Below are 26,509 nucleotides of genomic sequence, written 5' to 3'. Positions count from 1 at the left end.
CAAGGAGAGAAATTTATGAAAGTAGAACTACAGATTAGTGAAACTTACGAAGAGGAAAAGCTGATTGTTCAAGCACCTCAGCCGACAGATAAAGTCCAGAAAGTCATCGAGTTCGCAGAAAATTTGGATCTAACAGAAAAAATCAAAGGGAAAATCGATAATCAGGTCTATCTCGTTGAGATTAGCAAGATTCAACGCTTCTATATCGAGAATCGGAAGGTTCTAGCAGAAACCGCGAGTCAGACCTACAACATTGATTTGCGACTCTATCAGGTCCTTGAAATTCTGCCAACCAATTTTATCCAAATTTCCCAATCAGAAATCATCAATATCGATTCCATCTCTCATCTCAAGCTCACACCCAACGGTCTGGTAGAAATCTTTCTCAAAAACCAAAGCTTCACCTACTCTTCACGCCGTTACCTAAAAACCATCAAGGAGAAATTAGAACTATGAAAAAACAAGTATTTCACGACGCAGCTGCTGGTGTCCTCATCGGCCTCATCCTCTCTATCATCTTTTCACTCATTTATGCACCAAGTACCTACGCCCCGTTAAGTCCCGACTCTCTCATCGGACAAATGATGGCTCAACATCAGGTTCATGGTGCCCTGATCTTGCTCTACTGCACTCTTATCTGGGCAGCCATCGGTATTCTCTTCAACTTTGGCAAGCGATTATTCAGCCGTGACTGGAGCTTGCTCCGTGCAACTCTGACTCATTTCTTCCTCATGCTAGTAGGTTTTATCCCATTAGCAACCCTAGCAGGTTGGTTCCCCTTCCACTGGATTTTCTATCTCCAACTCATTATCGAGTTTGCGATTGTCTACCTCATTATTTGGACTATTTCCTATAAAAGAGCATCAAAAAAAGTAGACCATATCAATCAACTCTTGGAGCATAGAAAATAGGAACTACCTAGGATAAATAAAAAGCCAAGCCGAAGCTCAACTTTCCAACTCATACAAATCCGCAATAATGGCTGCGACACGTTTGATATCTCCCAGCATACCTCGCATTTCAAAGTCAGCCAAGACAGGGAAACCAAAACGTTGACTGTATTGCTTGGCTGTCAGGCAGTATTGATTATTAAAGTTACGATTTCCTGAACCAACCACACCAAAACACTTACTAGCATTATCACCATAGGCGATAAAATCCCCTACTGGTGTCGTCAAAATCTCGACATCTCCGTTATCCACGCCATTTCCACCTTCTAGGTAGGTCGGCAAAAAAGCAACATAAGGATGGTCCATTTCATAGAAATCGTGACCTTCCTTGACCAAATCCTTAATATGAATCTTTTGAACCTCAATTCCCTCGTACTGGGACAAGAGATAGTCTTTCAAGCGCGTCACAAAACTCTCAGTATTGCCGCTCAGACTAATATAGACTAAAGAAATTGTCTTCATATTTACCTCCATGATTTTATCTATAATCGAAAAATAACTACCAAGATTGTAACTTGATAGTTATTTTTTGTCAATACTTAGGCAAGATCTTCTGTTTCCTCTTCTTCTGCCAAGGCTTTCTGTTGACGCCACATCTTATAGAAAACAAGGGCTAGGAAAAGAACATTTATGACGATATAGAAAATGCTAACGGCTTGTGAAATAACACTTATCCCTAAACGCATGGTCTCATCGTGAACTAACTGCACAGCGTCTTGTAAACTAACATAGCCATAAATCGAACCAATAATGGCTAGCAAAACATAGCCGACATAAGTATAGTTTGCATATTGCAAATTCTTACGAATAAGGAAGACAATCGCTACTACAACTAAAATAGCAGATAGCACAATCAAGGCCATATTAAAAATAGAATGAGTTGATTCTGCTACTCTATAGGTGTAATTGATGTTGTCTTCTAATTGCTGGGCACTGACCCCTGCAACTTGTTTCTGAGCGGCACGAAGGGCTTCTTTGCTAGGTAAGGGACTCAACATTCCAAACAGAGACATAGCTGAAATAAGAGCAGACAAGATTAGCAAGACCCATAGATAAATCGGTTTCTTTTTCATGATAGAACCTCCTGATATTATTATTGATATTATAGCACCTTTTATAAAGGAATACAAATCTTATAGTGTAGTTTCTACCTGTTTTCGGTAGGCTTTTGGCGATTTTCCGCACAATTTTCGGAACACTTTATAGAAATATCCAACATTACTGTAACCAACAGCATAGCAAATATCTTCAATACTGTCACTGGTTGAAAGTAAGAGTTGCTGGGCAGCCTTAATGCGTTGTTTATTTAGTAATTCTGCGAAGGTCGAATTGGTTTCTCGCTTAATCAACTGACCTAGATAGACAGGATTGATAAAGAAATCCTTACTGATATCCTTGAGGGAAAGTTCTTTCTGATAATCACGCCCAATAACTTCCAGTACACTGACCACATTTTCATTCATGCGATATTGCCCAAAAAAGCGGGTCAGAGTTTCCTTAATATAAGGAACCAATTCATCAAAGGATTGAATAGCATGAATCGTTTTGACAATATCCGTTAAATCATCAGCTTTTAGATGTTCAAACAAGTGAAAAACATCCATGACAAACTGGATAAAAAGCTGTTTGGTAATCGGAACACGAGGTGTATTTTCAAGAACTACCTTCTCCAAGAGGTTCAACTCTTCTACGATTTGGTTGAGATCCCCCTGAATGATAACCCTATAAATCGGTTCGTAATAGGTAAAGAGACTCTCAGACTGTTTTAAATTTACAGAACCGTAAAAGAGGGCTTTTTCAGCATTCAGCTTCCAGCGTTCAAAGTGTTCTTGATAAGGAGCTTCAAAGGGTGTAACGACTAAACCATCTAGGGGTTGATCAGAAATAAAAATCTGCCAATCTTGTCCTAACACATAATATGGAATAGTGAAAGAACCTTGTTTTTCCTTGGATAGACCTATCCACCAGTTCTCCTTACCTCCTAAATAACTAACAAATCCAGCCTCATCTAAATCTTGACTGAGGGTCTGACTTTTCTTTCCTCTCTCGCTGAGCTGACCTGCAATCTTCTCCAGTAGATTACCCAACTCTACCTTATCAACAGGCTTGACCAGATAGTCCACAACACTAAGATTCATGGCTTTTTTTACGTAATCAAACTCCTGATAACCTGACAGCAAGATATAGGCAGCATCTGGTAATATCTCTTTCATTTCCTTGATCATCTCAAGCCCTGTCTTATCTGGCATATTGACATCGGAAATGATAACATCGACAGGATTTTCCTGCACATATTCTAGAGCCTCGTCGGCATGACTGGCTGTTGCGACGACCTCCATATCCCACTTATCAAAGGGAATCAAACGCTTCAGACCTTCTGTCACCATGTACTCATCATCTACTAATAATACTTTATACATTTTCTCCCTTTCTACTCATCTTGAATTGTAATACGATACTGAACACCTGCTTGCTCCGCAGACTCTACACTAATGGCATAGCGGTCCCCAAAATAGAGCACAAAACGCTCATGGACATTGACAATTCCGATAGACTGCCTTTGGGCACTATAGCTGGCTTGGTGTTCAAAATGTCTCTGCCTTAGTTTTTCTCGGAGATTTGCCAGCTTTTCAAACGACATACCACGACCATTATCTACCACTAAAATTTCCACAAAACCATCTCGTTTAAGAGCTTTAATGCTAATCACATTATCTGTCCGTCTGTGGTCAACACCATGAGCGAAATAATTTTCTACCAGCGGTTGCAAGGTGAACTTGGGAATCTTCATATTCTCTAATTCTGCGTCTATCTTGAAACCATAGGCAATAGACTTTGGATAGCGAACCATGCAGAGATAGCTGTATTTACGGCAAAATTCTAATTCCTGTTTGAGAAGGGTTTCTCTTTCGTCGGAAATATTGTTACGCAAGAGACTGCTAAACTCATAAATGATATCTGCCAACTCATCTTGACTCTGCATAACTGCATACATACGCAAGAACTCCAGCGTATTATACATAAAATGAGGATTGATTTGAGCCTGTAAGGCTCGCATATTGGCATCTTTTTGACTAAGCTCTAACTGATAAATATCATGGATATTCTTTTCTAATCGATCCAACATATCATTGGTGGTCTCTGCGATTAGGAGCAATTCCTGGTCCTTTTCAAGTGTGTCAATACGAAGACCTTCCTCTCCTTGAGCAATAGCTTGAATGGAATCTACCAAATCCACTACCTGCTTTTGGTAATTAGCAAAAGTCTGCCTCAAAGTCAGATAGAGAATGACAATAAAGAGAAAACTCAAGCCCACAATCAAGGCAGAGCTGGTTACCGTTCCTTGTAAAACAAAGTTTTTGGGAACTGCCACCTGAACCTGATAGCCATGAGAGGTCACACCAACAAACCAGTTCTCATGCTCCCTATTGACCCTCTCACCAATATGAAAAATCTCCGTATCAAAAGGCGATGTCACAGTCACAGCCATCGGGATATGACCTCGGGTATTGTCTACAGCATGATATAAGATTTCTGGGTCCAAGGAGATGTAAACAACCCCTATGGATTGATCCGTCGCTGGGTCTAAAATAGGAACTCCAAAACTATTGGCCTCCGGTTTAAAGCCTTCCGCAAGTACCGAATGACCACCTCTCTCATTTCTGCTCGAAACATAAACTTCTTTAAAGTCCTGCAAGACGATTGCAACATCCGTTATATAGTCATTCTGGACATAAAGATCATCAATATTTTCATACAGAGAAATAGAAGTTGACGAAGCTGCTTGATGCTCTAACAGCCAATAAAAATATTCAGAAGTTGACAGGCTAAAGTACTTATAAACCCCTTGTATCCGGTCTTGATTGGCTACTAAATCTTGCGCTAGCTGGGCTGACTCGCGATAATAATATTCCACCTCTTCGACTGTTCGAGTAGTTACACGCTGAGCTACTCTCTGAGCTTCCTTTTCCCGTGAATCCCAGTCGGCGTAAGAGAGTAAGATTGCAAAACTCGCAATAATAATGATCATCACTGAACTATAGGTTCTCAGAAGCGTATGTAGCCAAAACTGCTTCATTCTATTTTGTCGCCAATTTTTCATGGATACTTTCATAGACCGGTTCCAACATATCACTGATAAAGAAATGCCACATCCCAATTCCTACAAAGAAGAGAAGAGCAGGCATATAGTAACTAATTGCCACAAGTAGCACAGTTCCAAGGATAACCTTGGCCACAGCTGCTAGACTCATAAAGATGCCAATCAAGGATAGTTTGAGACTATTTCGATAGGACAAATCAAAATAAACTTGTAGTTTCAAAGACACTGTATAGGCCAAAAAGAGCAAGGCAACTACTAGGACATTCAAAAAGGTCGCAATCAAATGAACAATGGTCTGATGAGGCAATTGCACCAAGAGATACAGGCCATAGACCAAAACTAGATCCACCCCTAAAAAGCTATAGAAAATCAGGTTGCTTGAGACGAAATTTTGCTTATAAAGAGACCACGCCTCCTTCAAACTGTATTCCCGAAAGCTATAACCATGTTCTGCATATAGACTCATTAAGGTGGCACTAGCCGGCGCTAGACCAAGGATAATCCCTCCTGCTAAAGTTAATAGCCAAAAGAAGGCTGTCGCAATCATCCCTAAAAAGAAACGATTAAAGACAAAGTCTAAAAATCTCCCCATGATATCCTCCTAAAAATAACTATGAAACTATTATAGCATATTTCAAGCGTTTTCAAACACATAGACTATCCATTTACAATCCCACCAAACCGTGGTACAATGAGAATTGTGAGAAAATTATCAGGAGACAATTCATGAAAAAATCTATCTTAACTACACTGCTTTTTGCAGTTCTTTACTTCCTCTGCATGGGGATTGGTGTCCTTTTGGGCAATCTCTTTGACCAAACTGGAAATATGTTTTATGCGCCTGCCTTTACTGGCCTTGTAGGCGGTAGCGTCTATATGATTCTAGTCGCAAAAGTTCCGCGATTTGGAGCCATTACCACTATCGGCCTTGTCATGGCCCTCTTTTTCTTGGGAACTAAACACGGTGCTGGTGCCTTCCTTCCTGGAATTATCTGTGGCCTGCTAGCAGATACAGTAGCTAGCCTCGGAAAATACAAGGACCGAACAAAGAACTTCCTTTCTTTCCTTATTTTTGCCTTTAGCTCAACAGGACCAATCTTACTTATGTGGATTGCGCCTCAAGCCTATATAGCTACCCTTCTAGCAAGAGGAAAATCGCAAGAATATATCGACCGTATCATGGTTGCGCCAAATCCTGGAACCATCCTTCTATTTGTTGCAAGTGTAGTCATCGGAGCCCTATTGGGTGCCTTGATTGGACAAGCCTTGAGTAAAAAGTTTGCACAGAAAATCTAGTCAATAAAAAAGAGCCAGACGGCTCTTTTTTATTTATGACTTAATCTCTTGGTCAAGAAATCTCCCAAGAATTGGATTGCAAAGATAATCAAAATGATAATGATGGTTGCCAAGATGGTCACATCGTGATTGTAGCGGTTAAATCCATAGGCGATGGCTACGTTACCGATACCACCAGCTCCAACTGCACCGGCCATAGCTGTTTCCCTAGGCTAAAATTTTTTACCTGAAAAACTTCCTTTTTCTAGTGATAAAATCAACCCTATCACACTCACTACCAAAAACACCCACCAACAAAGCCTGATATCTTGTAAAGCTAAGAAAGAAAATAGGGACATCCCCAAGGGTAATGTTAGGGAAAAAATCATACTCAAGAGATTATTACTTCTAGCTAACACATCCGCACTCAAATTAGACAGTAACAGAGTATCTAATTTAGGCATTGATTTCGACATCAAATACATGACAAAGGCTAAGCAGGCAACACCTACTAGAGGAGAAAAATCTAAAATATTAGCAGTAGCAAGCAAGACAAACAGAATTGCATTGAGCGATAACAAGCTTGAAAAAGACCATTTCCCAAAATAATCATGGGGAGTTAAGCTACCAAGAATAGCTCCTCCCAAGCTAACACATTCAATTAAAAATAGGGCTTGAGCATAGCTGAGATAATAGATAGTATGGTCTAATAAGTAAAAGTGATAAATACCTCCAACAGCTCCTCCCAAAGTATTAATTACCAAAATGACAAGGATCATTTTAAGCAATGATTTACTTTCTCTCTGTCTAAATATGTCATCCATGTCCGTATAGATTGCCTTAACTTGTTGAAGTAAACTAATCGACTTATCCTCTACACTTACAGACAAATGAGTCAATTCTCTTCTATTTTTGAACAAAATGAGAGAAGATAGTAAAAAGAAACCAGCATTCACAATTGCAACAAAAGAAAAATTTTGATGACTGGTTGTGAGTAACCACACTCCTAAGGCTTGACCTCCTAGATTTGATAAATAGGAAACAAACTGAGTAAAGGAATAAGCTTCATAGAGCCTATCTTCCAAAATATTATGCTGGATAATCGGCATACGAAGGCCTGCTGTGTAATCTGATAAAATATCCGAACAGATATTAACCATACAGATAAAAGCAAACGTTACGAAGTTCCGGTCATGAATCACACTAGCAATCAAAAGAAATAGCAGACTTTGCACACAACCAACCCAGATAATTGTCCTTGCTTTATTCCGAGTATGATCAGCCTTCATCCCAACATAAAAAGTAAATAGGAAAGGTAAAATCGTAATCATATTCGCCATAAATACAGCTATATTTTTAAAGGGTAGACTCGCAGCATAAACGATAAATACCAGATTATAAATATAAGCTCCACTTGAGCTCAAAAACCTTGATAAGGTAAGTATTCTAAATAAATGATGTCTTAAGAATAGTTTCATAACAGGCCTTTCTCACATTTCAAAGAGTATTTTATTGAATCCAGTCTAACAAAAAAAGCGGGACTCCCCACTTTTTTGTAATATATTTTTGTCTGCAAATAGAAACTCTAGCGCCTAGAAACTGCTAATTATCAATCCATCTACAAGGCAATTTATTTTTCGTCGGTCGATGTAATGAGAATATATTACAAATCTTCATTTGAAAGCTGATTTGCAAAATAGTTTTCATAATATCTTGCACCATCTACATATTCTAAATCTTGTAAGATTGTAATGCCCCTCTGGATTCTTTCAAGACCCTTATTTTCTACTTTAAAAATAGTATCATAATACCCTTTAGCAATCATATAAATGATTTTAAGATAGGCTTCAGACTCTGGCAATTCTCGTTTGTCAATCTGAAAGATAAAATAGTCTGCTTTTAATTTATCCTTTCCCTCTATCGCTTTAAAGAGTCCATTAATCAAAATGGTATCAATACCGACTTTGTTACTAGGTAAAGAGCCTAATAAATCTGTCTTTTGTAACATCTCCCTAGAATATTTAAAATAAAGGGGCAGAGGGAACAAAGTAGAAATCGTTGAAAATAATTCCAATTCATAATTCCCCCAGATATCAATAGTAAAAAAATAGTCATAGAGAAAAGTCAGTTCTTCATCCGTTGCCCTGATTTCTGAATCAAAAAACACGAGAAGACTTTTGATACGAATCATTTGTAAAAGATAGCTTTTTTTAGCACTTGATCTGTACTTTTGAGTCGTCTCTTCATACAAGGAGTGGAGAGAATCAATCCCTTCTCTGTCATATAGTTCCCAGAGATTTTCCTGAAAAGCCAAAACCTTTTTCTGAGAAAAACCACGTACCAAGTACATAAATTCATTCAAATCAGAGTGGATGTTATCTAAGGCAGTAATCAATTTCATAGATGATAAGTCTGCTTCTCCGCGCTCAAATTTGCTCAGCATGGAATAAGTAAACTCTCCTCCCGTCGCCTCCTGTAGAGATACATTCCGACTCTTTCTCAATTCTTTAAAAACTTCTCCCAGATTTTGCATATTGACTCCCCACAATTCTTAACTCTCTTACTCATGAAAGTAACGGTTGATAGCAGCTAGTACAGAGAATTTTAAGTCTTGACTGTACGACAAATCCTGTGAATGATGTACAGATTGCATTGTACTTTTTATTTATGGCTCAATTTCTTGGTCAAGAAGTCTCCCAAGAATTGGATTGCAAAGATAATCAAAATGATAATAATGGTTGCCAAGATAGTCACATCGTGATTGTAGCGGTTAAATCCATAAGCGATGGCTACGTTACCGATACCACCAGCTCCGACCGCACCAGCCATAGCTGTTTCTCCAACAAGGGAAATCAAGGTCACAGTCGTCACACGGATCAAATCTGGAAGACCTTCTGATAGGTAAACACCTACGATATCCCAGAATGTCGCTCCACTCGCTTGAGCCGCCTCAATGACACCGCCATCCAGTTCAGCTAAGACAACCTGCACCTGACGGGCAAAGAAAGCAAAGACTGCAAAAGATAGGGGTACGATAGCCGCATTTGGTCCGATACTTGTTCCTACGATTAGATGAGAGAAGGGTGACAAGACTGCCAAGAGAATGATAAATGGAACCGCACGGAAAATAGAGGTGATTTTATCCAAAATCCAGAAAACGACTTTATTTTCCAAGACACCACCTGGCGCTGTCAAGACAAGGAAGAGACCCGCAACAAGCCCCAAGAAACCTCCGATAATGAAGGAAAGAACTGTCATATAAAGAGTTAGGTAGATGGCTGTTCCCCAGCCTGCTTGACCAGCCCAGCCCATTTTATAAACATTTGGTAAATAGGTTTGAATCAATGATTCCATCTTACTGTCCTCCCTTCAATACTTTTAGTTGTACGCCTGCTTGACGAATGGCTTCTTGAGCACCTGCCAACGCTGCTTTTTCACCTGACAAGACCACAACTAATTCTCCAACAGGAGTACCATCGAGAATTTCGATATTTCCATAGAGAATATTAGCCGTCACCTGGTAATGCTTGTACAATTCATTCAAAAGTGGCTCGTCTGTTGAAGCACCTGCATACTTGAGTTGCACTAAGAGACTATTTTCAGACAGGTTTTGCACGATTTCTTGCTTCTCAATCTTGACCATGGCTTCGTCAATACCTGTAGCTGTTGAGATAAAGTCTTGAGTCAAAGGTTGTTTAGGATCTGAGAAGATTTCAAGAACACTACCCTCCTCAATCAAATGCCCATCCTGCATAACTGCCACACGGTTAGCAATATCTTTGACAATCTGCATTTCATGCGTAATCAAGACAACAGTTAAGCCTAATTTTTGGTTCAGATCTTGCAACAAGGCTAAAATCTGCTTGGTTGTCTTAGGGTCAAGGGCAGAAGTTGACTCATCTGAAATCAAGATTTTTGGATCATTGGCCAAGGCACGCGCAATGGCCACACGCTGTTTTTGCCCTCCAGATAGTTGTGAAGGGTAGTTTTCAGCACGATCTGCCAAGCCAACCAAGTCCAGCAACTTAGCCACTTTTGTCTTCTTTTCTTCCTTGCTGAGTCCAGAGTGTTTAAGGGCAAATGCTACGTTCTCCTCTGCTGTCTTTTGGCTCATCAGGTTGAAATGCTGGAAAATCATTCCAATATCTTGACGTTTACGACGTAACTGCTCTGCCGTCAAGGTCACCTTGCCATCAAAAATCACATCGTCGTCAATGGTAATTTTCCCTGCAGATGGTTTTTGCAAGAGGTTAATCACCCGTACAAGGGTTGATTTCCCTGCTCCAGAATATCCAACGATTCCGTAGATATCCCCTTCTTGGATGTGAATAGTCACATCCTTGACCGCTGTGATGGTTCTCTTCTTTTGGTGAAAAGTCACATCGATCTGATCTAACTTGATAATATCTCTACTCATAGCTTCTAATCAACTCCTCTACTAATTCAATATGGGTGTAGTAATCGGCGATTCGCACGTTCTCATCTCCACCGTGGTCTCGGCTATTGGCATTTCCTAAACCGAAGGCCACCATTGGCACCTCTAGGGCATCAAAAACCGTATGCATAGGCCCTGTCCCAGCTGTAGTCGGCAAGACTGAAACGCCCTGTGGATAGAATTTCTTGGCCAACTCGATCACATTGAGAATGGCTGGCGCGCTCATATCGCTGCGATAGCTCATCTCTCCCAAGGTATAATATAATTCTACCTTATCAAAGCCATTTTTGTCTAGCTGTTTCCGAATTTTTTCCAGAACATCATGCGGTTCTAGGCCAGGAACCAAACGAACCTCTAGCTTAGCGCTGGCTTCTGCTGGCAAAATCGTTTTAACCCCTTGTCCTTGGTAACCTGACTGAATCCCTTCGATATTAAGAGCTGGCTCGAAAAAGAAACGTTTCAGAAAGGCTGCGCGTTCCTCTTGTAAGAGAGGCAATTCCAAACCATAAATCTGGCTGATTTCCCCTGGATTTTGTTGAGCGTAGGTATCCACCAAAGCCAATTCACGTTCATTTGGCTCTTTTACCTCTTCGTACAAGCCTTCAACCAAGATACGGCCATCTGCTGCACGAAGAGACTGTAGAGCTTGAAGGAGGTACCATGGAGCTGATTCCACAACCCCACCATAACTCGAATGGATATCCACATCAGCGCTTTTTACCTTGGCATCAAAGGTCACAATCCCCTTATTTCCACCAGAAATTTCTAGCTGTTCCAAGGCATTTTTGGTCCCTTGTTCCCAGACCAACAAGTCTGCGCCACGAAGTTTGTCCGCATGTTTTTCCAGATACTTATCTAGGTCTGTTGAAGCCGATTCCTCCGCTCCCTCCATGATAAAACTGATATTAACAGGCAAATCATCATGGTGCTGCATGTATTTTCTCAAAGCACTCAAACGAGCTGTGATATGACCCTTATCATCGTCAACCCCACGCCCATACATGAAGCCATTGCGCACTGAAAGAGTAAAGGGATCCTCTGTCCAGATCTGATCCCCATCCGCTGGCACAGTGTCATAGTGGTTATAGAAAATCAGAGTCTTAGCATCTGGACGCGAACTCTTGAAATGCGCCATGACAAAGGGAGCCGTATAAGTCTCATCAATCTCCACTTCAGCCCCAACACGTTTGAAAATCTCACCCAGATAGTTAGCAACTTCTTTGAGACCCACCTGTTGGGCAAAGACCGACTTCTTAGAAATCAAGGTACGCAAAACCTCAAAATAATGCTGGGCCACATGATCCTTTTCAAATTTTTCAATCTGTTCTTGTTCGCTAGGAAAAACCATATTCTCTCTACCTTTCTATGAACCTATAGTCTTCTTTACAATCCATGCTCTATACAAAAGCAAGAGGTGGAATTTTCTCTCCCACCTCCCTGTTTCTTATTACCAAACTGGTTGATCCAAACCGTCTGATGTTTCTTCGATAACTTTTTTCACGTCATCTGTGTGGTAAGCTGCGATCACTTTCTTGATAGCATCAGCCTTAGGTGATGTTTCCCAATCTTTTTTCGCAACGATGATGTTGTACCATTGTTTTGAATTTTCATCAGCTTGTTCTTTGAAAAGTGCTTTCTTGTAGTCCAATTTTGCTTCTGTAACGAAGGTATTGTTTACAACGGCAGCGTCAACTGATGACAATGAACGAGCTGTTTGGCTAGCATCCAATTCAGTAATTTTCAAGTTCTTTGGATTTTCTTTGATGTTAGCAACTGTTGCAAGAGCAGTTCCTGAAACGTCCAATTTAATCAAGCCAGCTGATTGAAGCAAGTAAAGCGCACGGCTTTCGTTTGTAGCATCGTTCGGTACAGCGATTTCTCCGTTTGCTGGGATGTCTTCTACTTTAGTGTACTTGTTGTCACTTCCATTCAAACCTGAGTAAAGACGGATTGGAGAGATGTAAGTATCTGCAATCGCTACAAGGTCTTTCCCGTTTTCTTTGTTCCAGTTGTTCAAGAAGTTATAGTGTTGGAAAGCGTTCAAATCTACTTCGCCATCAGCAGTTGCCTTGTTTGGTTGTGAGTAGTCTGTGAACTCCGTAAATTCCAAAGTGATACCGTCTTTTTTAACCAATTCTTGGATTTTGTCCCAACGTTTTTCTTCAGAACCGCTACGGTTAACAGTTGCGATTTTGATAGTTGTTGCATTGTCTGCTTTCTTTTCTGAGTTTCCGCAAGCTGCAAGAGCCAAACCTGCGACTGTAGCAAGGGCTGCTACACCAAGCCATTTTTTAATTTTCATGATTCTTTCTCCTTAAAAATAATACCGTACTAGTATCTCACAATTTATTTGATTTCACAAATTGTTATTATGTAGTCAGATATATAGTTTAAAACTATATCCCTAAAAACCGAGAAATCACCCACCTGATTCAGAATGGATGATTTCAAAAAATTATTTAATATCAGCTTCTGCTGGTAGATAAGTGTCTCCGAAGAATTGTTTAGACAATTTTTCAAGGGTTCCGTCTTTGTAGAGTTCTTGGATACGTTTGTCTACAAATGTTTTCAACTCATCTTGACCTTTAGCAAGAAGTGGGTAAACATAAGGTTGTTGGTCGCTTGGAAGTTCGATCACTTTCAAGTTGTCCAAACCTTGGTCCTTGATGACTGTTTCAACACCGATTTTATCAAAAATCTTGTAGTCAAACTGGCCATCGCTCAAGCGTCCCATGATTTGTTGGAAGTCTGCTTTAGTATACTTTAGGACAGTTGGATTATCTGAATGTTGTTTGTTGTAGTCTTCTAGCTGTTTAGCAGATGTTGTCCCTTGAACAACTTCTGTTGATTTTCCACCGATATCATCAAGCGATTTGATGCTAGGGTCATCTTTTTTCACTACAAGAACGTTAGGGTTTTTAGCAGTTGGAGCTGCATAAAGGTATTTTTCAGCACGTTCTTTAGTGTAGCTGATGTTGCTAACAGCCATATTGTAACGGTCGGCATCAAGTCCTGCAAAGACTCCTGACCACTCTGTCTTCTCAAACTTGACATCATACTTGTCAGAGTCTTTAAAGATAGCGCGAACCACTTCAATTTCGTAACCAGTCAATTCGCCATTTTCTTCATAGTTGAATGGTTTTGGTGTAGCATTAGTTGCAACGATAATTTCTTTCTTGCTAGCTGCTTCTCCTTCTTTCTTAGCACCACCTGAGCAAGCTGCTAACACACCTGCAGCAACAAGGCCTAAGGCAGCAAGAGATGAGTATTTAACGATTTTTTTCATGTCATTTCCTCCAAAATAGAATACCTTATAATCTTAACAGAAAAAGAGCATTTACGCCATTATATGATATCTATCTCTGTGATAAATTTTTTTTATGGCTAATTTAAAAGACCAAGCGCAAGACGGCAATCAAGACTACTCCGAAGAGAACCGTTCCGACTAGATTGCGGTAGCGAAAGGCTACCCAAGCCGTTGGAAAGACTGCTAAGAAATCTAGCCATTTGATTTGAGGAAGACTCCCAACCTTGCCTGTCACTACGCTTGAAAGAATCAAAGCAAAGATAATAGAAACAGGCAAGAATTTCAAAAAACGCTCAACGATTGCAGGCAAGCCCTTATACTTGACCAAGATGAAGGGAATCATACGGGGAATCCAAGTCACCAAGCCAGAGAAAATAACTGCTAATAAAAGATACTTACTGACCATCTAAAACCACCCCCATTGTACAACCTAGCAAGGTCGCAAACAGAACAGCTAGCGACTGAGACACCACTGTTAAGAGTAAAAAGAAGGACACCGCAACAACTGCTAGGATAATGAGCAGATTGCGGACAGGAATCCGTCTTTGCATAATCTGGAATTGCGAAGCAAAAATTCCAATGAACATCCCAACCAGGGCAAAATCCAAGCCAAAGATTTCTGGATTTGGCAGCAGACCACCCAGAGCCGTTCCGACAACTGTTCCCACAAACCAAGCCACATAGCTGTTGAGATTGTTTCCGTGCATCCACATAGGATTGACCTTGTCTGTATGGGCTAACTCGCCCATCAAAACGCCATAAGTCTCATCCGTCAAGAGACTAGACATACCGATATTTTGCCAGAGACTGGTATGACGGAAATAGGTTGACGCATGCAAACTCAACAAAAAGAGACGCAAATTAATCAAAAAGACCGTCATAGCAATAGCTGCCACAGGTGCTTGAACCGCAATCAGTGCCAACATGGCAAACTGGGCGCTCCCAGCATAAACAAAGAGGCTCATCAAGCCCATCTCAACAGGTGTCACATAGGGCGCACCAATAATCCCACAGGCCAAGCCAATACTGACATAACCAAGGGCCGTTGGCATGGCCGCCTGCGCCCCCTCCCAAAATCCTTTTTCTTTCATCTTTCTCCTCATATTGTCTTAATAATACTCAATGAAAATCAAAGAGCAAACTAGGAAGCTAGCCGCAGGTTGCTCAAAACATTGTTTTGAGGTTGCAGATAGAAGCTGACACGGTTTGAAGAGATTTTCGAAGAGTATAAGTAGGCTGAAAAGGCTCCAGCCACAGCATGGACTATTATAACACATTCAGGAAAGAGAAAAAAGTCTGCTGATTGTAATCAGACAGACTCCATTTTATTCTTATTTAATCTTGAAGAATTGAACAATTGCCACAATACCTTGATAAATAAAGACAAAGGCAATGGTGTAACTAATATAGAGACCGGTCATCAATGGGTGTCCCATCATGATTAAACCTGCTACGATTCCTAAAATCCCCATCCAAACTAGAGGGGTACCTACCGATTTATCCGTCTTACGAACCTTGAAACCAACGATAGTTTTTGTAATACCATTTGTCAAGGCCCATAAAGAAATGATAAATGGTACAAATGTTACCATTTCAATAAAGCTACCTGAGAACAAGGTAAGAGCGAGGATGAGGGTAACAATTCCTCCAAATAAATTCCAGCCATGCTTTTCTTCTGATTTGAAGTATTGTACAATCTCAGAAATCCCTTGAACTGCAAATACAAGTGCAAACCAGAAAGTCATGGAAGCCAAGCTAATAAGAGGATGTGCAAACATATTAAAACCTGCAAAAACTGCAAAAATACCCGCAATTAGTAACAACCATTTCCAAATTTTCGACATTATTTTTCTCCTTTTTTAGAGGAATCTTCCTCTAGTATTCCATAAATCATCATATCCAAAACCTGTGATAATTGATGTTCATATCCTGAAACCAAGTCAGGCAAACTGCTATCTGACGAAACAGTTAAATAATAGGAACGAAACATATCCTGAATCAATCGCAGATAGTCCATAGCTCGTTTCTCATCAATATGCTCTTTCAGTTTGGATTCTGATATAAGTTTTTGACAAACTTGTTCATTCAAGTCCAAAAAGATAGCTTTTGGATTCTGATATAAGTTTTTGACAAACTTGTTCATTCAAGTCCAAAAAGATAGCTTTCTGTGGTGCAATGTCTGCTTCCAATTCTTCTGGTGTCGCAATCATTGCCTCAAAGAAAATGTGGCTATGTTCTGGGTATTGCTGATAAAATTGGTGACGTCTTTCCATATAATCAGCTAAGGAGGGCACTTGACCTTCCACCCCCAGAAACACTGCCAAAGCTTTCTCAAAACTCTCCTGAAAACAAGTTAGATAGAGGTCTGATTTCCCTGAAAAATTATGATACAAAACTCCTTTGGAAATACCATCCACTTTACAAAGTTCATTGATGACAAAACCTTGATAGCCTTTTGTAGCAAATTCAAACAAAGCAGCGGTAATGATTTTCTCTCTTCGTAGTCTTGTTTTTTCTTCTTTTCTCATGTATTTATCTCTACATTTTTTAATTATAAACCGATTGGTCTGAAGTGTCAAGCAACTTTCTCAAAAATTTAACAGTCTGCTGATTGTAGCCATCATAAACAGACTGGAATCCAGTCTCAAACATATAATATACACATTCTTCGCTAAATGTTTTCACGGATATTCAAGAGTATGATAAAGGCAGCTAGAAGAAATAGCAATAAAACAAAGCTAACTGCCAGAGTTCCAAAGCTAGTAGCAATGGTTACCAAAGCTATTGTAAATAAGCTAGGTAAAACAACTGTAATGGCACCGATAGAGGATTGAACTGCTCCCATTGACTCCTCAGGTATTTGTTTAAAAATGAGTTCCTGTAATCGAGGAGAGAGGATACCTGCGAAAAAGGCATCCAAGGCACTAAAGATAAGAATCCAGTCAAAACGAACTGCCACAAAGCCAACTAAAAGGAGTAATTGGATAATAAGCGAGGCATATAGGGCTAGTTTTATGGAGATTGTATTCTTCAGATAGCCACTCACAAGGCTTCCGACAATAAGGGCTGACAATTCAAGGGTGGATAACAAGGCAAGAGATTGACCTGTTTGTAAATTCAAAAAGGGCTGATTCCTCAAAAACAGAGTAGAAACAGGAACTGTAACATTTATCACTGCTTGACTAATAGAGATAATAAACAAAACCAAGAGCACCTTATTCATATTCCATATCAATTTTGATGATTGGAGCAGATGCTGGCAAAAGGATTTTACAGAGAGTCCTTCTTGATAGCTAATCGTTTTTTCTACTTTCAAGAGGTCTGTTTTTATGAAAAGAATACCTAAAAATGCGATTAAAAAGGTCAGAGCATTCAGTAAGGAAATAGACTGGATAGATAGAATACCTAGTAAGACTCCTCCTAGAATATTACTGATTGTTTTCACTAAACTAACAGTTGACTGTTTAAATCCAATAGCTTCTGCCAGATGGTCTTGCCCAATAATTCTAATGAAAATCGGAGTGAGCATGGCGCCTGAAAAATAACTCAATGTGTCAGATAAGAGGTTAATCAGACAAATAAATGCTACTAATAACAAGGAAAAGGACTGCCCTGAAAGTGATAAAGAAACGATAGAGTAAAGCAAAAATTTTGCAAAACTAATCATTGTATATTTTAGGACACGATGATGTTGAAAATCCGCCAAAACTCCCAGAAAGATTTGCAGAACTTGAGGAAGGGTTTCTGAAATCGTGATCAGTAAAATCGCCAAAGGGGCAAAAGATGCATCTGCCACATAATTCAAAAAGGCCAGATAAAAAATCGTATCCCCAAGCGTTGAAATCCACTGGTTGATAGTTAATTGCCTAAAATCTCTATTTTGAAGAAATACTTTCATTACAACTCCTTTTTAAATTCAAATGGGAATCTTTCCCCAAGAATAGACCGCGATACTACTAACAACCAAAATTACAGTAACATCAAAAGCTGACCAATACCATTGTAGACTATATGCAGTCCAATAGGCCAATAAATGGACTTGGTTACCCTAAACAAGACTGCAAATATGAGACCGCCACCCATATATACGAAAAAGTCTGTCAAAACCCAACCGTGATTACTAATGTGCAAAATTCCAAATAATGTAGCTGAGCCAAGCACATCTAGTCCCCACTTCTTTCCTTTTTCCAGAGCAGTCATCACCAATCCACGATAAATCATGTCTTCAAAAATGGGACCTGCAATCACAGGATAGAGAAAATACATCAAAAATGCTGTAGCTCCTGTAAAAGTAGGAACATCCAGTTGATAAGAAATTTCATTTTTGGTAGGCGGGAAAAGAAAAAAGGTGACAAAATTCCAAAAAACAAAAGCAAGCAAAGCTAGGAAGGAATAGAAAAGATAGGATCCTTTAAACTTTCTACTGTTGATTTGTTGCCATTTCCCCGACCAAATCATAGCAAAAAAAGCAATAAAAACGACAAGAAAATGCAACATCATATCCGACAAATAATAGGCAAAGTCGGATAAACCAGCAGCAAGATCGCTATGTAAAAGCAAACGAATGAAGAACTGGTCAGCAATGATAAGCATAACAACTACAATAAAATAGTATTTAGAAATTATCTTTTTCATATTTCATCTTTCTAATATCCAAACACCAATAAGCTCACAATAATTAAAAAGGTATTCCACAAGATGTGAAGTGCCATTGACCAATAAATTGAACGTGTATAACGAAAAAGAATACAGAGTAGCAGACCTGCTCCTGCATAAACGATGAAGTCTGTTAACACCCATCCATATTGTAAAACATGGATGAGACTAAAGAGTGCGGAAGAAATAATGGCATCAATATAGTATTTTTTAAATTTAGATAGGGCTGTCATCAGAAGGCCACGGAAAACTAACTCCTCAACTATCGGAGCAATAAGACTGCCATAGAGAATACGTGTCACAAAATAACTAATTCCCGTCAAATTGGCTACGGCTTCTTTTATAGCACTACTATTTTGTGTGCTGGGAAAGATCCTAGTCGTTATATTTACCCACAAAAACATCAATATAAAGGAAAGAAAGAAGATACCCAGATAGGACCAACGAAACTGAAATCGACCGTAATCTTTCCAACGTTGACTCTTAACAAGAAGCACAGTACTAGCAATTCCTTCAATTACTATCAATAAAATTTGAATCCCATAAAATCCAAAATCTGATAATTGATCCACAAACTCTAATCTCACTACTAAACTAAAAATCAAGTAATAAGACATAAGTACCAAAATGGTTCCTAGGTAAAATTTCGTTTCTCCCCTTTTCATAGTTTCTTCTCCTAAATATTAGTTACGGCGTTTTCCAAACAGTCCTTCAATCAGCCCATTAGTCCAATCAAATGCCCCATAAGGTCTGGGACTAATACCTCTACCTCCCCAAGCAGGCAAAGCACTGCCACCACAACCAATATTTTCACCCACGCAAACCGAAGTGATATTTCCTCCTCTAACATCTTGCAACTCAGCTTCTGTCAATTCCATTGTTTCTGCAAATTGTAAATTTAACATCTTTTACACTCCTTCAATTATCTTCATTTGTAAACCACTTCTGCGACCTAGGATTTGCTTCAAGTGCTTTACAAGGACAGTATAACACGAAAATTAGCTTATTTTAGAAAATCGCATATTTGACATTTTTTCTTGTAGCAATTTCTTATTTGCGATTTTGATAGATTTGATTATTTCCCTGGTATAATAAAGTTACTACTGACAAGGAGGCTAATAATATGAAAAAAAGAAAAATTCAACTAATACTTCTACTCATTACCGAATGGATTATCGTCTTCCCATTTCTAACTAATTGATAAGCTCTTTGTATTGCTGCAAACGCAATTCAAAAAGGGCTATCAATTGTGGATTTTCTAATACTTGCAGAGATTGGATAAAGTATTCAATCTCTTTTTGATTGCTTCCTTTGGTTTGAAAAAAGACACTCATCTTCTTTAAAAACTGCCACGATACTTTTTCAAAAACATCGTATGGACGAAGCATGCTCTCCAACTCGGCCTCAAAGATTGGAATATAAGAAAATAGCTTACGCTCCATAAGTTCTGATATAATATTCAGAAATCCACTTTTCATATACAGTCTATTATGTACTAACTCTTTAAATTCCTTGGATTTTTCAAGTAACGAGGTTGATAAAAATATCAAATCTTGGTTGCTCAAGAAGGGCATGGTATTGCAAAAGAGATAGAGTTCAAACCAGGTCCAAGACTCAATAGCATAGAGGTAGGTGGTCAAAAATTCGCTATCCTCCTCTGCTAGCGGATAGCTTTTATCTAAGGAATGGATAGCATCTTTGATTACAATAGCATTCAAACGACGATAGGTCTCTGCCATCTGTTCTTGCTTGACCTCCTCTAATAGTTGCTCTAAACCAGCTATATCTTGGTGGGCAAAGCGATCCACAACCTTTCTACCAATTTGCATATGTAGGGATTCTTGATAATTGTTGAGCTTATGACCAAACTCATCAAAATTCATATTGATCCCTTGGATGGCTAGGATCAACTTATCCGCAGATAGCATAGACTGCCCTAGTTCAAACTTGGACAACTGAGAAGCTGTTAGTCCCTCACAGGCCACATCTGACTGCTTGAGTTTTCTCGCCAAGCGCAATTCCTTGTAAAATTCCCCCAATTCCATTCTCTCAATCATCTGACCACCTCCTAGATTTTGCATATTATATCATTATTTTTATGGTTTTGTCAAAATATTCTGACATTTAAGAGAGCAAAAAAGCCAGCCTTAAGCTGACTCCTTATTCCATCGTATCAAAAGCGAGACTTGGTTTGGCATTGAGGTCCAAATTTGCAAAGTTTTCTTTGTTCCACTCGCTGACGCTGGCATAGGCAATCATACCTGCATTGTCTCCGCAGAGGCGCAGAGGTGGAATGATAACCTTGACATCTGTGATTTCAGTTGCTAGGCGTTCTCTGAGACCTTTATTGGCTGCCACACCACCTGCCACAACCAGGGTTTTAACAGGATATTTCTCCAAAGCCTTCTTAGTTTTTGCCATAAGAATATCCAAGACAGCGGCTTGGAAGGAAGCACACAAATCCTCTGTGGACAAGCTTTCTCCCTTTTGCTCGGCATTATGGTGAAGATTGATAAAGGCCGATTTCAAACCTGAGAATGAAAACTCCAGATTATCTTCCTTAATCATGGCACGAGGAAAATCATAAATATCCTGTCCCTGATGAGCTAGCTCGTCAATCTCACGACCGGCAGGATAGGTCAAGCCCATGACACGGCCGACCTTATCATAAGCCTCACCAACCGCGTCATCTCGCGTTTCTCCAACAATCTTGTAGTCACCAGCCTCGGAAACATAAACCAACTCTGTGTGTCCACCGCTGACCAAGAGGGCTAGCAAGGGAAACTCCAAAGGCTCCACACTCTGAGCGGCCATGAGGTGGCCAGCCATGTGGTTAACGGGAATCAGTGGAAGTCTATGTGCCCAAGCAAAGGCCTTAGCAGCTGATAAACCAACTAGTAAAGCTCCAACCAAGCCCGGTCCATAGGTAACCGCAACAGCTGTCACATCATCTTCGGTAATCCCTGCTTCTGCCAGTGCCTCCTCGATACAGGCTGTAATGACCTCGACATGGTGACGACTGGCTACTTCAGGCACTACGCCCCCAAAACGTTTGTGGCTCTCAATTTGACTAGCAATGACATTGGACAAGAGCTCATCATCGTTTTTCAAGACGGCGACACTGGTCTCATCACAGGATGTTTCAAATGCTAAAATATATCTATCCTTCATCTATTTCTCTCTTCATGATAATGGCGTCCTCGACTGGATCATGGTAATAGGCCTTTCGCTCAGCGATGACTGCCATCTTTTCTTTCTTGTAAAATGCTTGCGCTCGTTGATTTGACTTTCTGACTTCTAGGAAAATTTCCCGGTCTGTCGGCAATTGAGCAAACAAGGCTGACGCAATTCCCTGACCTTGATAGGCTTTTTTGACAGCGATTTGCAAGACTTCTGCCTCAAATATATTTTCCTGTACAGCTAGAAAACCAATCACTTCTGTCCCATCATAAGCTACTGCATACCAAGTCTGGTCTTGGGACAGGTCTGCTTGGATTTGTTCCAGCGTCCAAGGACTGACTGGGTAAACGGCTGCCATGACAGCGTAGATGTCTTGAGCCAAGTCAGACTGCTGTTGGATTCGTTTGATCTCTATCATAGGCGTTTAATGTAAGACTCGCTAGACTCAGTATGGTTCTTGAGCCAGTTTTCCTCAGCCTCAACACGTTTGAGGTAATTCGGCACAAAATCATGCAAGGAGTCTGTTTCCTTGTCCCAGGCCAAAAGAGCAAGATTGGCTGCGTTAGGCAAGGTTTCTTTGTAATTAGTCCTTGGCAAATGTTCTTGAATCTGCTCCACAAAGGGGCCAACTTCTCCGACAAAGGTTACCTGACTAGCACCCTTGATTAGCTCAATCACTCGCTCAAAGGGCAGGTGCGCTTCTGGCATGACAGGTTTAGCATTTTCATAAAATCCTGCATAAACATTGTTGCGACGCGCATCCATCAAGGGGACGAACAAACCTTCTTGTTGGTAGGGCACCAGAGCCAAGAGGCTAGACATACCAACTAACTCGATATTCAGGGTATGAGCCAAAGTCTTAGCCGTTGCGACCGCAATTCGTAAGCCTGTGTAGCTACCCGGCCCTTCCGCCACCACGATTCGGTCCAAATCCTTGGGCGTCCAATCCAAACTTGCCATCAAAAAATCGATGGCAGGCATGAGGGTAATACTGTGATTTTTCTTAATATTAATCGTCGTCTCGGCAAGAACCTGCTTGTCCTCTAAAATAGCGAGAGAAAGAGCCTTGCTGGACGTATCAAAAGCTAATACTTTCATAACACATTCCTATCTTTTTGTCTGCTTACTATTATACTACAAAAGCTGGCACATGGGAATTTTCTTTATCCCCAAACAGGAATACCTAGACTTAAACAAAAAATAATTCGCAAATAAATTTCAAAAAAATGTTCACTTTTCCTTTTCTTTTCCGAATATAAAAGTGAACAAGAAAAAAGGAGGAAAGTTCAATGACAAATTTTGACGTTCTTGACAATCAATTTTTATCCCTATCTGAAAATGAATTATCAGATATTGATGGCGGTCTCGCTCCCTTGATTATCTTTGGAGTAGCAGTATCTTGGAAAGCTATTGCAGGCGGAACAGCACTTGTAGGTTCTGGTTTGGCAGCTGGTTATTTTTTAGGAGGAGATTAATATGATGAAAGATTTGAACAACTATCGTGAAATTTCTAATAAGGAATTGCAAGAAATCAAGGGTGGTTTTGGTGCAGGTGTTGGTATCGCTTTATTTATGGCAGCTTATACCATTGGGAAAGATCTCCGTAAAAAGTTTGGTAAGTCATGCTAGATAAAAGACACATTTTTAGAAGGATAAATTTTATTGTCTTCATCTCTTACAGTTTGCTCAGCATTCTCAATGATTTAAACATTACTACTATCCCTTTACCAATCGATTTATCTGTTTGTATTGTTTTGTTTTTAGTCTTCAACTCTATTTTTGAGCAGAAGAGTCATTAACATAATAAGAATAAATTCTTAAAGCAAACATTTATTCCATTGTCATGTCATTTTAGAAAAATGCAAAAACCACCTCATCTTGATAGATGGGGTGGAATTTTCTTTATCCCCAGACAAAAATGCCCCAGCATGAGCAGGGCATCTAAGCATTTAATCCAAAGTAAAATACAAACCAAACGACATAGGTCACGAGGAGGAGAAAAAGCGAGTAGAGAGTCACAAAGATAATTTTCCACAAGAACTTGGTTTGTCGTCGTTCCAGTTTGGCAAATAGAAGATTCCCTCCATAAACACAAGCAACAAAAACGATAAAAGCCACCAAGCGGACTCCGATAGCAAAAGAAAATAAGTTATACATAGGGCAACCTCCTTGACTTAAAAACTATAGGGAATTATGACAAACGATAAATTCCACTTCCATTATCAAGATAACATACTTTCTTTATTTTTGCAAACGTTTCCCAATGAGTGACTCTATGACTTTCTCGTTCCCGTCTTTTACTAATTTTTCATTTTGTGGTATAATTGAAATAATTGTAACGAATCAAGGTCAATCTAGACAAAAAATGGAATGAAATCAAGCAAATATCTGCTAAAAGTTTGGAATAAGCTGACCTGTAAATAGAAAGGAACTATATGATTTACAAAGTTTTTTATCAAGAAACAAAAGAACGTAGCCCACGTCGCGAAACAACACGCGCACTTTACCTAGACATCGATGCCAGCTCAGAACTTGAGGGTCGCATCACTGCTCGTCAACTTGTCGAAGAAAATCGCCCAGAGTACAATATCGAGTATATCGAACTCTTGTCTGACAAATTGCTAGATTACGAAAAAGAAACTGGCGCCTTCGAAATTACGGAGTTCTAATATGGCCTATACTCTTAAACCTGAAGAAGTCGGCGTTTTTGCCATCGGTGGTCTGGGAGAAATCGGGAAAAATACTTACGGAATTGAATACCAAGATGAGATTATCATCGTCGATGCTGGGATTAAATTCCCAGAGGATGACTTGCTAGGTATCGACTATGTCATTCCTGACTACTCTTATATCGTGGACAATATTGACCGCGTTAAGGCTGTTTTGATTACACACGGACACGAGGACCACATTGGTGGGATTCCTTTCCTGCTCAAGCAAGCAAATGTCCCTATCTACGCTGGACCGCTTGCCTTGGCTTTGATCCGTGGGAAACTCGAAGAACACGGCCTCTTGCGCAACGCCAAACTTTACGAAATCAACCACAATACTGAGTTGACCTTTAAAAATCTCAAGGCAACTTTCTTTAGAACGACTCACTCTATTCCAGAGCCTTTGGGGATTGTCATTCATACTCCTCAGGGGAAAATCGTTTGTACGGGTGACTTCAAGTTCGACTTCACACCAGTTGGAGAACCTGCGGACTTGCACCGTATGGCTGCCCTTGGCGAAGAAGGCGTGCTCTGTCTCCTGTCTGACTCGACAAATGCAGAAGTGCCAACCTTTACCAACTCTGAAAAAGTCGTTGGTCAGTCCATCATGAAGATTATCCAAGGCATTGAAGGACGTATCATCTTTGCATCCTTTGCCTCAAATATCTTCCGTCTCCAGCAAGCAACAGAAGCCGCTGTTAAGACTGGACGTAAGATTGCGGTCTTTGGTCGCTCTATGGAAAAGGCCATTGTCAACGGAATCGAGCTTGGCTACATCAAAGCTCCTAAGGGAACCTTTATCGAGCCAAATGAAATCAAAGATTACCCTGCAGGAGAAATTCTGATCCTCTGTACAGGTAGTCAAGGCGAGCCTATGGCAGCCCTCTCTCGTATCGCTAACGGAACTCACCGTCAAGTGCAACTCCAACCAGGTGATACGGTTATCTTCTCTTCTAGTCCAATCCCTGGAAATACCACTAGCGTCAACAAGCTGATCAACATCATTTCTGAAGCTGGTGTCGAAGTTATCCACGGTAAGGTTAACAATATCCATACATCTGGACACGGCGGTCAGCAAGAGCAAAAACTCATGCTCCGCTTGATTAAGCCAAAATACTTCATGCCTGTCCACGGTGAATACCGCATGCAAAAACTCCACGCTGGACTAGCAGTGGATACTGGGGTTGAGAAGGACAATATCTTTATTATGAGCAATGGTGATGTGCTTGCCCTTACTGCTGACTCAGCTCGTATCGCAGGTCATTTCAACGCTCAAGATATCTATGTCGATGGAAATCGTATCGGTGAAATCGGTGCTGCTGTCCTCAAAGATCGTCGTGATCTATCTGAAGACGGTGTCGTTCTGGCAGTCGCAACTGTTGACTTCAAATCGCAGATGATTCTGTCTGGTCCAGACATCCTCAGTCGAGGATTTGTCTACATGAGAGAGTCTGGCGACTTGATTCGCCAAAGCCAGCGCATCCTCTTCAATGCCATTCGTATCGCACTGAAAAACAAGGATGCTAGCGTGCAATCTGTCAATGGTGCCATTGTCAACGCTATTCGTCCCTTCCTCTATGAAAATACAGAACGTGAACCGATTATCATCCCGATGATCCTCACACCAGATGAAGAATAATACTCTTCGAAAATCAAATTCAAACCACGTCAGCTTCGCCTTGCCGTATATATGTTACTGACTTCGTCAGTTCTATCTACAACCTCAAAGCAGTGCTTTGAGCAACCTACGGCTAGCTTCCTAGTTTGCTCTTTGATTTTCATTGAGTACAAGTCAACAAAACAGCCCCGTCTTCGGAGCTGTTTTTCTCTATGCTTTCTTTTGAGATTGAAACTCAATAAAAATCGAAATCAGACTAGAAGGCTAGGTGAAAG

Annotated in this window: 33 protein-coding genes and 1 pseudogene; 7 read left to right on the top strand and 27 right to left on the bottom strand. The window is 40.2% G+C overall.

The window, feature by feature from the left end:
- Positions 1–15 precede the first annotated feature (15 nt).
- Positions 16–456: a LytTR family DNA-binding domain-containing protein gene (locus ACORHU_RS00720; protein WP_203179893.1), complete on the top strand. Its 441-nt coding sequence runs from the start codon at positions 16–18 to the stop codon at positions 454–456.
- On the top strand, positions 453–911 hold the full coding sequence (locus ACORHU_RS00715) for a DUF3021 domain-containing protein (RefSeq protein ID WP_203179894.1): 459 nt from the start codon (positions 453–455) through the stop codon (positions 909–911). Before ACORHU_RS00720 ends, ACORHU_RS00715 begins: the two co-directional genes overlap by 4 nt.
- Positions 912–947: 36 nt before the next feature.
- Here ACORHU_RS00715 and nrdI read toward each other — a convergent pair whose 3' ends face one another.
- From nrdI to ACORHU_RS00690, 5 genes are all read right to left on the bottom strand, one after another.
- Positions 948–1,412, bottom strand: coding sequence for a class Ib ribonucleoside-diphosphate reductase assembly flavoprotein NrdI (gene nrdI, locus ACORHU_RS00710; RefSeq protein WP_061088500.1), 465 nt, complete (start codon positions 1,410–1,412; stop codon positions 948–950).
- A gap of 77 nt (positions 1,413–1,489) precedes the next feature.
- A complete protein-coding gene (locus tag ACORHU_RS00705; protein WP_434364553.1) occupies positions 1,490–2,023 on the bottom strand; it encodes an ABC transporter permease in 534 nt (177 codons plus the stop codon).
- Between the two features lie 60 nt (positions 2,024–2,083).
- Complete coding sequence (locus ACORHU_RS00700) at positions 2,084–3,370, bottom strand: response regulator transcription factor (RefSeq protein WP_434364552.1); 1,287 nt, start codon at positions 3,368–3,370, stop codon at positions 2,084–2,086.
- An 11-nt stretch (positions 3,371–3,381) separates the two neighbouring features.
- Positions 3,382–5,052: a sensor histidine kinase gene (locus ACORHU_RS00695; RefSeq protein WP_434364551.1), complete on the bottom strand. Its 1,671-nt coding sequence runs from the start codon at positions 5,050–5,052 to the stop codon at positions 3,382–3,384.
- Positions 5,030–5,644, bottom strand: coding sequence for a YesL family protein (locus tag ACORHU_RS00690; RefSeq protein WP_371508293.1), 615 nt, complete (start codon positions 5,642–5,644; stop codon positions 5,030–5,032). Before ACORHU_RS00690 ends, ACORHU_RS00695 begins: the two co-directional genes overlap by 23 nt.
- 134 nt (positions 5,645–5,778) lie before the next feature.
- Between ACORHU_RS00690 and ACORHU_RS00685 the strand changes: the two genes are divergently transcribed.
- A complete protein-coding gene (locus ACORHU_RS00685; RefSeq protein WP_434364550.1) occupies positions 5,779–6,348 on the top strand; it encodes an MptD family putative ECF transporter S component in 570 nt (189 codons plus the stop codon).
- 29 nt (positions 6,349–6,377) lie between these two features.
- On the opposite strand, the pseudogene ACORHU_RS00680 reads toward ACORHU_RS00685, so the two are convergent.
- From ACORHU_RS00680 to tsaB, 21 genes and pseudogenes are all read right to left on the bottom strand, one after another.
- Positions 6,378–6,554 (bottom strand): annotated as a pseudogene (locus ACORHU_RS00680) (ABC transporter permease); the annotation flags it as partial.
- Positions 6,555–6,560: 6 nt separating this feature from the next.
- On the bottom strand, positions 6,561–7,805 hold the full coding sequence (locus ACORHU_RS00675) for a hypothetical protein (protein WP_049539625.1): 1,245 nt from the start codon (positions 7,803–7,805) through the stop codon (positions 6,561–6,563).
- Positions 7,806–7,990: 185 nt separating this feature from the next.
- A complete protein-coding gene (locus ACORHU_RS00670; RefSeq protein WP_173303325.1) occupies positions 7,991–8,860 on the bottom strand; it encodes a helix-turn-helix domain-containing protein in 870 nt (289 codons plus the stop codon).
- Positions 8,861–8,988: 128 nt separating this feature from the next.
- Positions 8,989–9,681 (bottom strand): methionine ABC transporter permease, encoded by a 693-nt coding sequence (locus tag ACORHU_RS00665; protein WP_000444647.1) that lies wholly within the window; start codon positions 9,679–9,681, stop codon positions 8,989–8,991.
- 1 nt (position 9,682) lies between these two features.
- Positions 9,683–10,744 carry a methionine ABC transporter ATP-binding protein gene (locus tag ACORHU_RS00660; protein WP_265471721.1) on the bottom strand — a complete coding sequence of 354 codons (1,062 nt, stop codon included), beginning with the start codon at positions 10,742–10,744 and terminating at the stop codon, positions 9,683–9,685.
- Complete coding sequence (locus tag ACORHU_RS00655; protein WP_434364549.1) at positions 10,737–12,110, bottom strand: M20 family metallopeptidase; 1,374 nt, start codon at positions 12,108–12,110, stop codon at positions 10,737–10,739. The genes ACORHU_RS00660 and ACORHU_RS00655 overlap by 8 nt, the downstream gene beginning before the upstream one ends.
- A gap of 99 nt (positions 12,111–12,209) precedes the next feature.
- On the bottom strand, positions 12,210–13,064 hold the full coding sequence (locus ACORHU_RS00650; RefSeq protein WP_000694523.1) for a MetQ/NlpA family ABC transporter substrate-binding protein: 855 nt from the start codon (positions 13,062–13,064) through the stop codon (positions 12,210–12,212).
- Positions 13,065–13,217: 153 nt separating this feature from the next.
- On the bottom strand, positions 13,218–14,048 hold the full coding sequence (locus ACORHU_RS00645) for an amino acid ABC transporter substrate-binding protein (RefSeq protein WP_004254995.1): 831 nt from the start codon (positions 14,046–14,048) through the stop codon (positions 13,218–13,220).
- Positions 14,049–14,151: 103 nt separating this feature from the next.
- Complete coding sequence (locus ACORHU_RS00640) at positions 14,152–14,475, bottom strand: AzlD domain-containing protein (protein ID WP_000253936.1); 324 nt, start codon at positions 14,473–14,475, stop codon at positions 14,152–14,154.
- A complete protein-coding gene (locus ACORHU_RS00635; protein WP_000659743.1) occupies positions 14,465–15,160 on the bottom strand; it encodes an AzlC family ABC transporter permease in 696 nt (231 codons plus the stop codon). The genes ACORHU_RS00640 and ACORHU_RS00635 overlap by 11 nt, the downstream gene beginning before the upstream one ends.
- 240 nt (positions 15,161–15,400) lie before the next feature.
- Complete coding sequence (locus tag ACORHU_RS00630) at positions 15,401–15,913, bottom strand: HdeD family acid-resistance protein (protein ID WP_023945158.1); 513 nt, start codon at positions 15,911–15,913, stop codon at positions 15,401–15,403.
- A complete protein-coding gene (locus tag ACORHU_RS00625; protein ID WP_228111531.1) occupies positions 15,913–16,086 on the bottom strand; it encodes a hypothetical protein in 174 nt (57 codons plus the stop codon). Before ACORHU_RS00625 ends, ACORHU_RS00630 begins: the two co-directional genes overlap by 1 nt.
- A 64-nt stretch (positions 16,087–16,150) precedes the next feature.
- Entirely contained in the window at positions 16,151–16,597 is a 447-nt protein-coding gene (locus ACORHU_RS00620; protein ID WP_004254991.1) for a TetR/AcrR family transcriptional regulator, read from the bottom strand.
- 143 nt (positions 16,598–16,740) lie between these two features.
- A complete protein-coding gene (locus ACORHU_RS00615; RefSeq protein WP_000862412.1) occupies positions 16,741–17,967 on the bottom strand; it encodes an MFS transporter in 1,227 nt (408 codons plus the stop codon).
- A gap of 71 nt (positions 17,968–18,038) precedes the next feature.
- Entirely contained in the window at positions 18,039–18,704 is a 666-nt protein-coding gene (locus ACORHU_RS00610) for a lysostaphin resistance A-like protein (RefSeq protein WP_434364548.1), read from the bottom strand.
- Positions 18,705–18,715: 11 nt separating this feature from the next.
- Positions 18,716–19,390, bottom strand: a complete 675-nt coding sequence (locus ACORHU_RS00605) for a CPBP family intramembrane glutamic endopeptidase (RefSeq protein WP_061766830.1) — start codon at positions 19,388–19,390, stop codon at positions 18,716–18,718.
- A gap of 18 nt (positions 19,391–19,408) precedes the next feature.
- A complete protein-coding gene (locus ACORHU_RS00600) occupies positions 19,409–19,630 on the bottom strand; it encodes a hypothetical protein (RefSeq protein WP_000933477.1) in 222 nt (73 codons plus the stop codon).
- A gap of 288 nt (positions 19,631–19,918) precedes the next feature.
- Positions 19,919–20,782 carry an XRE/MutR family transcriptional regulator gene (locus ACORHU_RS00595; protein WP_434364547.1) on the bottom strand — a complete coding sequence of 288 codons (864 nt, stop codon included), beginning with the start codon at positions 20,780–20,782 and terminating at the stop codon, positions 19,919–19,921.
- A gap of 103 nt (positions 20,783–20,885) precedes the next feature.
- The gene (gene tsaD, locus ACORHU_RS00590) at positions 20,886–21,896 is read right to left on the bottom strand and encodes a tRNA (adenosine(37)-N6)-threonylcarbamoyltransferase complex transferase subunit TsaD (RefSeq protein WP_434364546.1); all 1,011 of its coding nucleotides are present in this window, start codon (positions 21,894–21,896) and stop codon (positions 20,886–20,888) included.
- Positions 21,886–22,323, bottom strand: a complete 438-nt coding sequence (gene rimI / locus ACORHU_RS00585; protein ID WP_434364545.1) for a ribosomal protein S18-alanine N-acetyltransferase — start codon at positions 22,321–22,323, stop codon at positions 21,886–21,888. Before rimI ends, tsaD begins: the two co-directional genes overlap by 11 nt.
- Positions 22,320–23,003 carry a tRNA (adenosine(37)-N6)-threonylcarbamoyltransferase complex dimerization subunit type 1 TsaB gene (gene tsaB / locus ACORHU_RS00580; protein WP_434364544.1) on the bottom strand — a complete coding sequence of 228 codons (684 nt, stop codon included), beginning with the start codon at positions 23,001–23,003 and terminating at the stop codon, positions 22,320–22,322. The genes rimI and tsaB overlap by 4 nt, the downstream gene beginning before the upstream one ends.
- 191 nt (positions 23,004–23,194) lie before the next feature.
- Between tsaB and cibA the strand changes: the two genes are divergently transcribed.
- Together cibA and cibB are read left to right on the top strand one after the other, a co-directional pair.
- Positions 23,195–23,380: a fratricide two-peptide bacteriocin subunit CibA gene (gene cibA, locus ACORHU_RS00575; RefSeq protein ID WP_136936678.1), complete on the top strand. Its 186-nt coding sequence runs from the start codon at positions 23,195–23,197 to the stop codon at positions 23,378–23,380.
- A gap of 1 nt (position 23,381) precedes the next feature.
- Positions 23,382–23,534 carry a fratricide two-peptide bacteriocin subunit CibB gene (gene cibB, locus ACORHU_RS00570; protein WP_070528467.1) on the top strand — a complete coding sequence of 51 codons (153 nt, stop codon included), beginning with the start codon at positions 23,382–23,384 and terminating at the stop codon, positions 23,532–23,534.
- Between the two features lie 312 nt (positions 23,535–23,846).
- Here the strand turns inward: cibB and ACORHU_RS00565 are convergent, their stop codons facing one another.
- A complete protein-coding gene (locus ACORHU_RS00565; RefSeq protein ID WP_434364543.1) occupies positions 23,847–24,062 on the bottom strand; it encodes a hypothetical protein in 216 nt (71 codons plus the stop codon).
- Positions 24,063–24,340: 278 nt separating this feature from the next.
- Between ACORHU_RS00565 and ACORHU_RS00560 the strand changes: the two genes are divergently transcribed.
- Positions 24,341–24,574 carry a DNA-dependent RNA polymerase subunit epsilon gene (locus tag ACORHU_RS00560; protein ID WP_000639577.1) on the top strand — a complete coding sequence of 78 codons (234 nt, stop codon included), beginning with the start codon at positions 24,341–24,343 and terminating at the stop codon, positions 24,572–24,574.
- Between the two features lies 1 nt (position 24,575).
- Positions 24,576–26,255 carry a ribonuclease J1 gene (rnjA, locus tag ACORHU_RS00555; RefSeq protein WP_434364542.1) on the top strand — a complete coding sequence of 560 codons (1,680 nt, stop codon included), beginning with the start codon at positions 24,576–24,578 and terminating at the stop codon, positions 26,253–26,255.
- Positions 26,256–26,509: the final 254 nt, after the last annotated feature.

This window comes from Streptococcus sp. KHUD_015, assembly GCF_051106265.1.
GTDB lineage: Bacteria > Bacillota > Bacilli > Lactobacillales > Streptococcaceae > Streptococcus.
Note: the sequence above shows the minus strand (reverse complement) of the source record. Positions and strands in the feature narration are given on the sequence as shown.